Raw genomic sequence first — 12,435 nt, 5'->3', positions numbered from 1 at the left:
GTCCTTCAAATCAGCCAGGACCCCGGATTGGACATGGCCTGGTGCTTCTGCGCGTTGAGCAGGCTGAGCACCGTGCGCACGATCACCAGAACCCACACTGCGGGCAGGATCAGGACGCCGACCAGCACGACGATCAGCATCGCGCCCAGTATACTGCCGACCAGGCCGATCCAGAACGTGTTGATGAGGTACTGGTAGTGCGAGAGTTCCCAGTCGGCATTGGCCTCGCCCCGCCAGACGAAGGCCAGCACGACGCCGATGATCGCGGTCACGCCGGTAATGAACGAAGCGAAGTAGAGCAGGCAGATGATGGTCGGGTTGTTGAATTCGAAATTCGAACCCGTCGAAGTCGGTCGATCGAAATCGGTCATGGCACCCTCCGTTACGAAGGGCTTCATGATGCGGTCTTACGGCGCAGTACGCAAGAACGCTCGACGAAGGCGGGAGTGCCTTCGTCGAGCGACTTGAATTGGCGTGAAATTCTGGGCGTCTTTACTCAGGAAAGGCCAAGAAAAAGCCCCGCGAGCGCTGCGCTCATCAGGTTGGAGAGGCTGCCCGCGGCCAGCGCGCGAAGCCCCATGCGCGCGATGTGCGGGCGTTGGTTGGGGGCAAGGCTGCCGGTCACCGCCATCTGGATCGCGATCGAGGAAAAGTTGGCAAAGCCGCACAGGGCAAAGGTCACCACTGCCACCGTGCGCGGCGAAAGTCCGGCATCGCCGCCCAGTTCGATGAAGGCAACGAATTCGTTGAGCACGATCTTGGTGCCGAACAGGCTGCCCGCCTGCATCGCCTCGTGCCAGTCGGGCGTGGCGAGCAGGTAGAACACCGGCGCGAAGACGTAGCCGATGAGGCCCTGGAAGGTCACCCCGTCGTAGCCGATCAGGCTGGCCAGCGAGCCGATGATGCCGTTGGCCAGCGCGATGAGCGCGACGAAGGCGAGCACCATCGCGCCGACCGCCACCGCCAGCTTGACCCCGGTCTGCGCGCCCTGCGAAGCGGCCATGATGATGTTGGCGGGCTTTTCTTCCTCGTGCTCGACCGGCTCGACCTCGTCGATATGGACACCCGGCTGGTGCGTCACGTCATCGCGGTTGAGCGCGGCGGCGGCCATTCCGGCGGGCGGGTTGTGGCCCTCGTGCACGTCGCTTGGACCCGCTGCGGCGTGGATCGGATCGGGCATGATCATCTTGGCCATGAAGATCCCGCCCGGTGCCGACATGAAGGCCGCGGCCACCAGATAGTCGATGCGGATGCCCATCGAGGCGTAGGCGGCCAGGATCGTTCCGGCGACACCGGCGAGGCCCACGCTCATCACGCAGAACAGCTGCGAAGGGTTGAGGTTGGCAAGATAGGGGCGGATCACCAGTGGGCTTTCGCTCTGGCCCACGAAGATGTTCGAGGCCGCGCACAGGCTTTCCACCTTGCTGATGCCGGTGACCTTTTCCAGGGCGCCGCCGATCCAGCGGATCACCAGCTGCATGATCCCCAGATAATAGAGTACCGAGATCAGCGAGGCGAAGAAGATGATCACCGGAAGCGCGGAAATGGCGAAACTGGCGCCGCCGATCTCGGGCTTGGCGAGCGGGCCGAACAGGAAATTGGTGCCGTCCGCGGCATAGCCGAGCAGGCTTTCCACGCACCCGGCCGCCCCACGCAGCAGGCGATTTCCGAACGGCACGTAGAGTACGAGCGCGGCAAGACCGGCCTGCAGCGTGAACGCCGCAGCCACGACCCGCAGGCGGATTGCCTTGCGGTTGGCCGACAGCAGGTATGCCAGCGCCATGATGAGAACAATGCCGAACAGGCTGTAGGCGACATGCATCGAGGCACGCTTCTCCGTGAAATAGGTAGGGAATCGGCGGAACCTAGAGGCGGATGCGCAAGACGGCTAGTGCAATTGTCCCGAGGCGGTTAGAGGATGGTCATGAACCAGCCCGCCGCCACGCCCGTCACCCTTCCGCGCTCGCTCTTCATCTTCTCGCTGCTGTACGGCGGCCTCGTCGTGCTGGCGGGGGTGCTGGGAACCAAGCTGGCCTCGCTCGGGCACTGGCCGGTGCTGGGCGATCTGGCGGTGGAATCGGGCATCTTCGCCTTCCTGTTCCTCGTCGTGCTGTCGAGCGCGGTGGCCGAGCTGCACGGCCGTGCGATCGCCAACCGGCTGATCCGCTACGGCTTCATCCCGCTGATCGTCTCGATGGTGCTGATCACGCTGGTGATCCACGTCGTGCCGCCGGCCTCGGAAATGTGGAGCGATCAGGAAGCCTTCGCGCGGCTGCTGGGGCAGGGCGCGCGCATGCAGTTCGCTGGGCTGATTTCCTACGGCGTCTCGCAGACGCTCAACGTCTATGTCTTCTCGCGGCTGGCGGGCAAGACGCTGGGGCAGGAGCGCGGCGCGGTGCTGCTGCTGCGCGCCTGGCTGGCGGGCATGCTTTCGCAAGCCGTCGACACGGTGATCTTCATCACCATCTCGTTCATCGGGCTGGACCTGCCGCTGGTGGCGATCATGGAAGGGCAGATCATCTCCAAGCTGCTGCTTTCCACGATCATGGTGCCCCCGCTGATCCTGTTCTTCGTGCGCCTCGGGCAGCGGCTGGACGGCACGCGCCGGGCCTGATTGGGCACGATGTGCCGTTCGGCGGCCGGTTACTTGCGCGCCATGCACGAAAAAGGGCATAAAAAACCTTCAATTCCGCGTCAGGAGGGGTAAAGCGGGCCCATGCCGAATCCTCACGATCCCGCTCTGCTTGCAAAAGCCGAAACCCTCGTCGACGCACTGCCCTACATGCAGCGCTATGCCGGGTGCACGTTCGTCGTAAAGTATGGCGGTCACGCCATGGGCGATCCCGAACTCGCGCACGACTTTGCCGAGGACATCGTCCTGCTCAAGGCGGTGGGCATCAACCCCGTGGTGGTGCACGGCGGCGGCCCGCAGATCGGTGCGATGCTCAAGAAGGTGGGCGTGGAAAGCCAGTTCGTCGACGGCTTGCGCGTGACCGACAAGGAAACCGCGCAAGTCGCCGAAATGGTCCTGTCGGGCGCGATCAACAAGGAGATCGTGGGCTGGATCGCCAAGGCAGGCGGCCGGGCGATGGGCATCTCGGGCAAGGATGGCAAGATGGTCACCGCGCGCAAGGTCCAGCGCACCAAGAAGGACCCCGACAGCCTGATCGAGCGGGTCGTCGACTTGGGCTATGTCGGCGAGCCGGAGCGGATCGACACCAGCGTGATCGAGACGATTTCGGCCTCGGGCATGATCCCGGTGATCGCGCCGATCGCCACGGGCGCCGATGGCGAAACCTACAACGTCAACGCCGATACCATGGCGGGCGCGATTGCCGCCGCGCTCGGCGCGGCGCGGCTGTTCCTGCTGACCGACGTGCACGGCGTGCTCGACAAGCAGGGCAACCTGCTGACCGACCTGCGCCCGGCGGACATTGCCGAGTTGCAGGCGAATGGCACGATTTCGGGGGGCATGATCCCCAAGCTGGAAACCTGCGTTCTCGCGGTCGAGGCGGGCTGCGAGGCGGCCGTCGTGCTTGACGGGCGTGTCTCGCATGCCATGCTTCTCGAAATATTCACGCAAGAGGGGGCTGGCACCTTGATCCGATCGGGTCCGGCCGCCATCTGAAAGCAACTACGGGCAAGAAAAGGCAATATTCACCGCCATGCGTACCCAAGCCGTCATCGCCACCCTGCTGTGCAGCGCAGCCCTGCTGCTCGCCGGGTGCGATTCGCAGACCCCCGCAACGCAGCCCAGTGAGGGCGCGACGGGCGCGGCGGCGGCCGACGTGCTGGTTCCCGAGGTCCAGCCCAGTGCCGATGCCACCGCGGCGGCATCGGGCGGGATCGCCAGCGCGCTCGACATGGATGCCCTGACCGAGCGGCGCGATCCCGAACGCCTGCTGCGCTATTACACCAACGCCATTCGCCTGGGTGACTGGATCGACGCCGCCAAGGCGTGGAGCCTGGATGCGCAGATGACGCCCGAAAAGCTGCGCGACGAATTCGGCGGCAAGGCGGGACCCCGCATCGCGGTGGGCAAGGGGGACAACGCCGGTGCGGCGGGCTCGCTCTATTACGAAGCGCCGATCGTGATCGACTTTGCGGATGGACGCCCCTCCAAGCGCGGCACGATCGTGCTGCGCCGCGTGAACGATGTTCCCGGGGCGAGCGAAGAGCAGCTCAACTGGCGGATCGAGCGCACCTCCACGCTGACGCAGTAACGCGTCGCCGAAAAGGACAGGCATGACCGGCTGTGGTCGGGCTCGGAGTGGCCGGGCCGGATGCGCGCCGTTCAGTCCGTTCCTGACCCCTCGTCGATCCACGATGGCGCATTGCAGAGCCGCTCTTGCCGGAATCGGGGCGCTTGGGCTATCAGCGCGGCCATTCCACCCGCGCGCGTTCACGCGCGGACCGGGTGCAGACCCGTTTCAGCAGGAAAGGAGCAAGGCTTGCTCTTCTACACGCTCTACCAGATCATCGATTACCTCGTGAACATCATCGTCTTCGTGGTGATCGTGCAGTTCGTGCTCGGCCTGCTGATCGCGTTCAATGTCGTCAACATGCACAACCAGTTCGTCGCCGGGATCTACCAGGGCCTGAACGCGGTGCTCGAGCCGCTGCTGCGCCCGATCCGCAAGTTCCTGCCCAACACCGGCGCGATCGATTTTTCGCCGCTGGTGCTGATCGTGGGTCTCAATATCCTCAAGATCATCCTGAGTGGTCTTGCTGCAAGCAGTTACGCCTGATGAGCGCGTCGATCATTGACGGAAAGGCCTTCGCGGCCGGTCTTCGCGAGCGTATCGGCGTTCTGGCGAGCGCGTTCGAAGCCGCCGCCGGCCGCAAGGCGGGGCTCGCGGTGGTCCTGGTCGGCGAGGACCCGGCCAGCCAGGTCTACGTGCGCAACAAGGGCAAGCAGACGATCGCCTGCGGCATGGAAAGCTTCGAACACAAGCTGCCCGCCGAGACGAGCGAGGCGGACCTGCTGGCGCTGGTCGAGACGCTCAACGCCGATCCGGCGGTCGATGGCATCCTCGTCCAGTTGCCGCTCCCCGCGCACATGAACGAGCAGAAGGTGATCGCCACGATCAACCCGGATAAGGACGTCGACGGGTTTCACGTCGTCAACGTCGGGCGTCTGGCGACCGGGCTGCCGGGCTTCGTGCCCTGCACGCCGCTGGGCTGCGTGATGCTGCTCAAGGACCAGCTCGGCTCGCTCTCCGGGCTCGACGCGGTGGTCATCGGGCGCTCGAACATCGTGGGCAAGCCGATGGCGCAGTTGCTTATCGCCGAAAGCTGCACGGTCACCGTCGCGCACAGCCGGACCAGGGATCTGCCCGATGTGGTGCGTCGCGCCGACATCGTGGTCGCCGCCGTCGGTCGGCCCGAAATGGTCAAGGGCGAATGGATCAAGCCGGGCGCCACGGTCATCGACGTGGGCATCAACCGCGTCGCGGGCGCGCAGGAAGGCAAGTCGCGGCTGGTCGGCGATGTCGATTTCGCCTCGGCCAGCACGGTGGCCGGCGCCATCACCCCGGTACCGGGCGGGGTCGGTCCGATGACCATCGCGGTCCTTTTGCGCAACACCATCGTCGCTGCCCACCGCAACGCCGGGATCGCGCTGGACGAGAGCGCGATTTGATCCGCACGCGCGGTCTCGTGACGCTGGCGCTGATCGCAGGCGCGCTCGCTCCCGTGGGCGGCCTCGACGCGCGCGAGCGGCGTCCGGCGGGGCCTGCGGGCGCGGGAACGGCCAACCCCAGCGCGCTCGTCGCCACCGAACTGGCCTTCAACCGCCGGGTGCGGGAGAAGGGACAGTGGGCCGCGTTTCGCGATTTCGCGGATGAGACAGCGGTGCTCTTCGTGCCGCAGCCGGTGCTCGCGCAAGGCTGGCTCGGGGGGCGCAAGGACCCGCCTGGACAGCTGCAATGGCAGCCGAGCGAGGTGTGGATCAGCTGCGATGGCACGATGGGGCTGACGAGCGGCGGGTGGACCCGCAGCGACGGCACGCACGGGCGCTACACCACGATCTGGAAGCAGCGGCCCAAGAAGGGCGACTACCGCTGGGTGGTGGACCTTGGCGCGCCGAGCGCCGAGCCGGTCGCGATCCCCGAATTCGTGCGCGCGAAAGTCACCGATTGCCCCGCGCCGCAGCCCTGGGCGGTGCCCGGCGGCAAGAAGCCGGACAGCGAGGAGGAGATCCGCGTGACCGCCGAGGGGCCGCCCTCGCAGGGGCGCTCGGTCGACGGGACGCTGCGCTGGCGCTATGCCACGCAGCCTTCGGGCGAGACCAAACTCGTCGTCACCGTGCTCAGCGATGGCGAGGACAGGCAATTGACGTATACGGGCGCCGCTGCCGGGGCGGTAGGCGCGAACGGCGCCGGGGGGAATCCATGATCGAATTGTTCGTCAGCGCGTTCACCGCGTTCTTCGTGGTCATCGACCCGCTGGGTTGCGCGCCGATCTATGCCGGGCTGTCGGCCGGGGCCAGCCGCCGTCAGGCGGTCACCATGGCGGGCCGGGCCTGTCTGATCTCGGCGTCGATCCTGCTGGTCTTCGCCCTGTTCGGCGAGCAGTTGCTGGGCGCGCTGCACATCGAGCTCGACGCGTTCCGCATTGCGGGCGGGATCATGCTCTTCGTCATCGCCATCGAGATGGTGTTCGAGAAGCGCACCAAGCGGCGCGAGGAACGGGTCGAGAAGCACAAGGCCCAGCACACCGAAGTGGACGATGTGTCGGTCTTTCCGATGGCCATGCCGATGATCGCCGGGCCGGGCTCGATCGCCACCATCATGCTGCTGACCGCGCGCGCGCACGGCACCGAGGCGACCCTGGCGGTGCTTGCCGCGATGCTGTGCGTGCTGGTGCTCACCTTCGCCGCGCTTGCCGCCGCAGGGCCGCTGATGCGCATCCTGGGCGAGAACGTCGAGGCGGTCATCACCCGCCTGCTCGGCGTGCTGCTGGCCGCGCTGGCCACGCAATACGTGCTGGACGGGCTCAAGGCGACGCTGCTGAGCTGACAGCGATTCGCGGCAGCACTATTGCAGCGTGGCGCCGTCGTCCTCGTCGCGTTCGCCGCGCCGGCCGTAGAACTGCATCAGCTGAACCAGCATTTCGCACCGCGCGGCGAGCGATCCGGCTTCGAGCAGGCCTTGCTTCGAGGCGGGATCGAACGGCGCGATCTGCGAAACCCCGTTGATGAGCGAGACGTCGTCGAGCCGCGAGACCTGCTCCCAATCCACCGCGTAGCCCTGCCGTTCGGCGAAGCGGCGGGCCTCGCGTTCGAACGAGGCGCGTTCGACCGGGGCGAGCGGGGTGTCCTCGGGCTCGTCGATGAACTCGGCCTCGACCTGGCGGAACGGGGTACTGACGGCCAGTTCGCGGGTAATGCGAAACAGCCGCTCGCCTTCGAGGATGATATTGTAGCGCCCGTCTTCCAGCGCCTCGACCTCGCCGATCCGCCCCAGGCACCCCACCGAATAGAGCGGGGCGCCTTCCTGCGGGCGCTGCGGCTGGATCATCCCGATCAGCCGATCGCGCGCGAGGGCATCGCTGACCATGGCGCGGTAACGGGGCTCGAAGATGTGCAGTGGCAGCTGAAGGTTGGGGTAGAGCACCGCACCGGTCAGGGGAAAGATCGTGATGCGCGCCAAGGTCCGCCTACCTTCCGCTGGTCCGGCTCAGCCGAACAGGATCGTGGAGAGCCTGCGCCGGGTAGCCGCTGCCCAGGGATCCTCGAGCCCGACGGCCTCGAAGATCTCGAGCAGCTTGGTGCGCGCCGCGCCGTCGTTCCAGGTGCGATCCGCAGCGACCATGGCCAGCAGCGTGTCGGCCGCGGCATCGCGCTCGCCCGCGGCAAACGCCGCGCTGGCAAAAGCGAACTGCGCGTCCATGTCGGCCGGGTTGCCTTGCGCGGCGGCGCGCAGCGCGGCGAGTTCGCCGTCCTCGGGCTTGGCCTTGGCCAGCTCGAGCGTCTTGCGCGCGCGATCGAGATGCGCATCGCTCGCCATCTCGGGCTCGAGGCTGGCGAGCAGCTGCTCGGCCTCGGCGATGCGATCCCCGGCGACGAAGCTGCGCACGAGCCCGGCGACCGCTTCGACGCTGTCGGGCACGGCCTGGAGGATCTGCATGTAGACCCCGGCGGCCTGTTCGGCATCGCCTTGGGCAAGCGCTTCCTCGCCCATGGCGAGCAGCGGGGTGATGTCGGGCTTGGGCGGCTGGCCGCCGGGCTGGACCGGGAGCTGCGAGAGCAGCTGGTCGAGCGTTGCCTTGAGCTGCGATTCGCTGCGCGCCTGGGTCAGGTCGGCGACCGGCTGGCCCTGGAACATCGCATAGACCGTCGGGATCGAGCGGACCTGGAACTGCGAGGCGATGAACTGCTCTTCATCGACGTTGATCTTGGCGAGCACCACGCCCTTGTCGGCGTATTCGGCGGCGACCTTGTCGAGCACCGGGGCGAGCGCCTTGCACGGACCGCACCATTCGGCCCAGAAGTCGAGAATGACGAGCTGGGTCATCGAGGGTTCGACGATGTCCTTGCGGAACCGGTCCACGGCCTTCTGCTCTTCGATATTCAGACCCATGCTGGCCACTGCAACTGCTCCCGCATCCTAAAGGCGCCTAGATCGACATTCGGTGCGGGTTTGTGAAGGGGGTTTAAGGCACGGGGAGGGCAAATCGGAATTTTGCGCAAATTCTTTCATTTTGCGCTTGCCGGGTTCGAAAGCCGCTGCTAATGGGCCGCCTCCCCCCGGAAGCGGTGGAGCGCACGGCGCTTCGAAAGCCTTCCGGACAAGGCGCCAGAGCGGGCGTAGCTCAGGGGTAGAGCACAACCTTGCCAAGGTTGGGGTCGAGGGTTCGAATCCCTTCGCCCGCTCCAGTTTTACAGCCTTTTTACCTACATGGACAGTGTTTGAATGTCTCGCGGAGGATCTCCAGCGGGGCCGCTCTTGCTTGTGCGGGCGCTTTTGCGCGCGCCGGGGGCGGCGGGCTATTCGCCCGCCACCGTCATCCCGTCGATGCGAAGGGTCGGCACGTTGATCGCGCGGTACCATTCAAGATCGTTGGCCGGGGTCAGTTCGGCGAACATCGCCAGCAGGTTGCCCGCCACGGTCAGTTCGGCGACCGGGCCAGCCAGCTGCCCGTCCACGATGCGAAAGCCCGATGCGCCCCGGCTGTAATCGCCCGTCACGCCGTTGACGCCCTGGCCGATCAGCTCGGTCACGTAGATCCCGTCCTTGATGTCGGCCATCAGTTCGCTGGGCGACAGCGTCCCCGCGCCAAGGTGGACGTTGCCCACCGAGACCGAGGGCGACCCACCCCCGCTGCGCGCCGCGTGGCCGGTCGGCTCGAGCCCGAGCTGGCGCGCCGAGGCGCTGTCGAGCAGCCAGCCGGTGATCCGTCCATCCTCGACGAGGTTTCCGGTGCGCGTGGGCAGGCCCTCGCCGTCGAACGGGCGCGAGCGCAGCCCGCGCGGGCGATGCGAATCCTCGCCGATCACGGTGCCGGGGCGGAAGATCTGGGCCCCCAGCTTGTCGAGCAGGAAGCTCGATCGCCGGGCGATGGCGCTGCCCGAAATCGCGCCAAGCAGATGGCCGACGAGCGTTCCGGCGACGCGCGGGTCGAACACCACGGGCAGCGGCCCGCTCTTGACCCGGCCGGGGTTGAGCCGGCCTACCGCGCGCGTCCCCGCGAGCGTGCCGATCTCGGCGGCTGAGGGCAGGTCGTGCGCGTGATGGGCCTGGCGCCAGGCGTTGTCGCGCTGCTTGGCCTGGCCTTCGCCAGCGACCACCGAGACGCTGATCGAGTGGTTGGTCGAGGCGTAGCCGCCCGAAAAACCGTGGCTGGTGGCGAGCGCGAAGACACCGCGCCCGGCGCTGGCCGAGGCGCCGTCCGAATTGGTCACGCCCGCCACCGCGCGCGCGGCGTCCTCGCCTTCTTCGGCAAGCGCGCGCAGGGTCTGCGGGGTGGGTTCGGCCGGGTCGATCATGTCGAGTTCGGGCCAGGGGGCGTGGCTGAGCCGCTCAGCCGGGGCGAGCCCGGCGTAGGCGTCCTCGGGGGCGAGGCGGGCCATCGCGATCGCGCGCTCGGCCAGTTCGTCGAGCGCGGCGGGTGACAGGTCGGACGAGCCGATCGAGGCCGAGCGCTTGCCCGCAAAGACGCGCAGGGCGATGTGCTCGCTTTCCGAACGCTCGACGTCCTCGAGCTTGCCGAGCCGGATCTGGATGCCTTCGGAGGCGTTGGCGGCGTAGATCGCATCGGCGGCGTCGGCTCCGGCGCGGCGGGCGCGTTCGACCAGGTCCTGCGCACGGTCCTGGGCCTGCTGCGGGCTGAGCATGTCTCTATTCTCTCCAAATCGCGTTGGCGCCCTGGTCGGGGTGTGCGGGCACCGCAATGCCTTGAGCGTGACGAGGTAGTGTCCGCAGCGCCCAAGCGCAAATGGTCAGCCGTGGTTTTTGCCCGGAAGCGGGGGGATGGGGTGGCCGATCGGACCGCTGCGGCGGGGCAGGCGACCCGGGATGCGCGGTCCGGGAGCGGGCGGGATCAGGAAAACAGCAGGGCGAGCAGCTTGAACACCCCGGTCAGCACGAAGGGCAGGCCGATGGCGATGGCCCAGATGCCCGCCCGGTCGCGCCGGTAGGTGGCGGCCAGCGCGGGGTCGCGCGCTTCGCGGTCGGTCAGCCGGTTCCAGCGCGCCTCGAAGTGGCGGCAGGCGGGAATGATCGCCATGACCAGCACGATCAGCGCGAAGTAGGGCAGCAGCGAGCCTTCGCCCGCCTTGAGCGCGCCGATCGTCACGAAAATCTGGAGGGCCGTGTAGACGAGCAGCGCGTAGGCGATGTGATCGCTCATCCGGCGGCGCCAGTCGATCGGCGCGGCGGGCGGGCGCCCGGCGTGTGTCGGCACGGACGGAGCCAGGGGCGATTGCGCCGGAGCGGTGGGGTCGGGGTGGGGCGTTCTCATCGCGGCGGGCGGCTTGTTCCTGTCCATGGCGGGGCTCGTGAGCGTGAAAGCGGGTCGAATAGACCATCGATCGGCGCCCAGATCAAGTTTTCGTGGCATTTTTGCAACTTTTGGGTACAGTCTTTCGACAGATTGTTGCTGCCACCGGCCCGGTCGTTGGGGATGCAGGCTGGCCTTGCTCGGGCCCCGACTCGGAGCGCAGGTCGCCCGACCATGCACGAAACCTGCCATCGGCATGTGACCTGCCGAAAAAGGCACGCAAACCGCCCTTGCCGATGCCCGAGCGGCTGCGTACATCGGGGGGGATGACAGCGACTACCGATCTTCCCGCCGAGCCTGCCTCCGAGCCATTCCGGGCCACGCGCGCCGACGCCGTGGGCGATGGGCTCGAAGTGATCTCGATTGCCAAGAGCTACGACAAGCGTGCGGTGCTGACCGACATCTCGCTGTCGGTCGCCAAGGGCGAAGTGCTTGGCCTGCTTGGGCCGAACGGAGCGGGCAAGACCACCTGCTTCTATTCGATCATGGGCCTGGTACGGCCGGACTCGGGGCGCATCCTGATGGACGGCGTCGACGTGACGCGCCTGCCGATGTACCGCCGTGCGGTGCTCGGGCTGGGTTATCTGCCGCAGGAAACCTCGATCTTTCGCGGGCTGACAGTCGAACAGAACATCGGTGCGGTGCTCGAGCTCAACGAGCCCGACCGCGACGTGCGCCAGAGCGAGCTGGAGCGCCTGCTCGACGAATTCGGCCTTACCCGCCTGCGCTCGAGCCCGGCGATGGCGCTTTCGGGCGGCGAACGCCGCCGCGCCGAAATCGCGCGCGCGCTGGCTGCCAAACCGACCATCATGCTGCTCGACGAACCGTTCGCGGGTATCGATCCGCTGTCGATCTCGGACATCCGCCATCTTGTCGCGGATCTCAAGACGCGCGGCATCGGCGTGCTGATTACCGATCACAACGTGCGCGAGACGCTCGACATCGTCGATCGCGCCTGCATCATCTACGGCGGGCAGGTGCTGTTCGCCGGCAGCCCCGAAGCGCTGGTCGCCGACGAGAACGTGCGCCGGCTCTACCTGGGCGAGGGCTTCACGTTGTGAGGCCCGCTCGCGGCGGGAGCTGAGCGGTGGTGCTGGGGCCAAGGCTGGACCTTCGCCAGAGCCAGTCGCTCGTCATGACGCCGCAGCTCCAGCAGGCGATCAAGCTGCTGGCGTTGTCGAACCTCGAAATCGAAACCTTCATCGGTGACGCGCTCGACGCCAATCCGCTGCTCGACGTGGCAAGCGCCGCGCCCGAACCCTCCGCCGACGGGCGCGGTCCCGCCGAGGCCCCCGGTGAGGAGGTGCGCCGCACCGCGCTCGAAACCTCGGGCACGGACCAGCTGATCGGCGAAGGGCGCGGCGGCGAGGATCGCCCGCTCGACATCGACACCGCCGCGATCGACCGTGATGTCGATACCGGCGACGGCGAGGC

At 67.2% G+C, this 12,435-nt stretch carries 14 protein-coding genes, 1 tRNA gene and 1 pseudogene; 10 read left to right on the top strand and 6 right to left on the bottom strand.

What is annotated here, in order from left to right:
• Positions 1–5: 5 nt before the first annotated feature.
• Positions 6–371 carry a DUF4870 family protein gene (locus tag MTR62_RS05125; RefSeq protein WP_244017636.1) on the bottom strand — a complete coding sequence of 122 codons (366 nt, stop codon included), beginning with the start codon at positions 369–371 and terminating at the stop codon, positions 6–8.
• Between the two features lie 125 nt (positions 372–496).
• Entirely contained in the window at positions 497–1,822 is a 1,326-nt protein-coding gene (locus MTR62_RS05120) for a NupC/NupG family nucleoside CNT transporter (protein ID WP_244017634.1), read from the bottom strand.
• 102 nt (positions 1,823–1,924) lie between these two features.
• On the opposite strand from MTR62_RS05120, the gene MTR62_RS05115 reads away from it, so the two are divergent.
• The 7 genes from MTR62_RS05115 (at position 1,925) to MTR62_RS05085 (ending at position 7,019) form a co-directional block, all read left to right on the top strand.
• Positions 1,925–2,614, top strand: a complete 690-nt coding sequence (locus MTR62_RS05115) for a queuosine precursor transporter (RefSeq protein WP_244017632.1) — start codon at positions 1,925–1,927, stop codon at positions 2,612–2,614.
• Between the two features lie 102 nt (positions 2,615–2,716).
• Positions 2,717–3,628, top strand: coding sequence for an acetylglutamate kinase (argB, locus tag MTR62_RS05110; protein WP_244017630.1), 912 nt, complete (start codon positions 2,717–2,719; stop codon positions 3,626–3,628).
• 37 nt (positions 3,629–3,665) lie between these two features.
• Positions 3,666–4,223: a hypothetical protein gene (locus tag MTR62_RS05105; protein ID WP_244017628.1), complete on the top strand. Its 558-nt coding sequence runs from the start codon at positions 3,666–3,668 to the stop codon at positions 4,221–4,223.
• Between the two features lie 228 nt (positions 4,224–4,451).
• The gene (locus tag MTR62_RS05100) at positions 4,452–4,748 is read left to right on the top strand and encodes a YggT family protein (protein ID WP_244017626.1); all 297 of its coding nucleotides are present in this window, start codon (positions 4,452–4,454) and stop codon (positions 4,746–4,748) included.
• Positions 4,748–5,641, top strand: coding sequence for a bifunctional methylenetetrahydrofolate dehydrogenase/methenyltetrahydrofolate cyclohydrolase FolD (gene folD, locus MTR62_RS05095; RefSeq protein WP_244017624.1), 894 nt, complete (start codon positions 4,748–4,750; stop codon positions 5,639–5,641). The genes MTR62_RS05100 and folD overlap by 1 nt, the downstream gene beginning before the upstream one ends.
• A complete protein-coding gene (locus MTR62_RS05090) occupies positions 5,638–6,396 on the top strand; it encodes a hypothetical protein (protein WP_244017621.1) in 759 nt (252 codons plus the stop codon). Before folD ends, MTR62_RS05090 begins: the two co-directional genes overlap by 4 nt.
• Positions 6,393–7,019: a MarC family protein gene (locus tag MTR62_RS05085; RefSeq protein ID WP_244017619.1), complete on the top strand. Its 627-nt coding sequence runs from the start codon at positions 6,393–6,395 to the stop codon at positions 7,017–7,019. The genes MTR62_RS05090 and MTR62_RS05085 overlap by 4 nt, the downstream gene beginning before the upstream one ends.
• An 18-nt stretch (positions 7,020–7,037) precedes the next feature.
• Here the strand turns inward: MTR62_RS05085 and MTR62_RS05080 are convergent, their stop codons facing one another.
• Both MTR62_RS05080 and MTR62_RS05075 read right to left on the bottom strand, forming a co-directional pair.
• Positions 7,038–7,652, bottom strand: coding sequence for an LON peptidase substrate-binding domain-containing protein (locus MTR62_RS05080; protein WP_244017617.1), 615 nt, complete (start codon positions 7,650–7,652; stop codon positions 7,038–7,040).
• 27 nt (positions 7,653–7,679) lie between these two features.
• The gene (locus MTR62_RS05075; protein WP_244017615.1) at positions 7,680–8,582 is read right to left on the bottom strand and encodes a tetratricopeptide repeat protein; all 903 of its coding nucleotides are present in this window, start codon (positions 8,580–8,582) and stop codon (positions 7,680–7,682) included.
• Positions 8,583–8,803: 221 nt separating this feature from the next.
• On the opposite strand from MTR62_RS05075, the gene MTR62_RS05070 reads away from it, so the two are divergent.
• Positions 8,804–8,878, top strand: a tRNA-Gly gene (locus tag MTR62_RS05070).
• A 111-nt stretch (positions 8,879–8,989) separates the two neighbouring features.
• Here MTR62_RS05070 and MTR62_RS05065 read toward each other — a convergent pair.
• Together MTR62_RS05065 and MTR62_RS05060 are read right to left on the bottom strand one after the other, a co-directional pair.
• Positions 8,990–10,336, bottom strand: a complete 1,347-nt coding sequence (locus MTR62_RS05065; RefSeq protein ID WP_244017613.1) for a TldD/PmbA family protein — start codon at positions 10,334–10,336, stop codon at positions 8,990–8,992.
• Between the two features lie 206 nt (positions 10,337–10,542).
• Entirely contained in the window at positions 10,543–10,989 is a 447-nt protein-coding gene (locus tag MTR62_RS05060; protein ID WP_244017611.1) for a hypothetical protein, read from the bottom strand.
• A gap of 278 nt (positions 10,990–11,267) precedes the next feature.
• Between MTR62_RS05060 and lptB the strand changes: the two genes are divergently transcribed.
• Both lptB and MTR62_RS05050 read left to right on the top strand, forming a co-directional pair.
• On the top strand, positions 11,268–12,062 hold the full coding sequence (lptB, locus tag MTR62_RS05055; RefSeq protein ID WP_244017609.1) for an LPS export ABC transporter ATP-binding protein: 795 nt from the start codon (positions 11,268–11,270) through the stop codon (positions 12,060–12,062).
• Positions 12,063–12,088: 26 nt separating this feature from the next.
• Positions 12,089–12,435, top strand: a pseudogene (locus MTR62_RS05050) (RNA polymerase factor sigma-54); the annotation flags it as partial.

The organism is Novosphingobium organovorum (genome assembly GCF_022832435.1).
Classification (GTDB): Bacteria; Pseudomonadota; Alphaproteobacteria; order Sphingomonadales; family Sphingomonadaceae; genus Novosphingobium; species Novosphingobium organovorum.
This window is presented reverse-complemented; position numbering and strand designations above follow the sequence as displayed.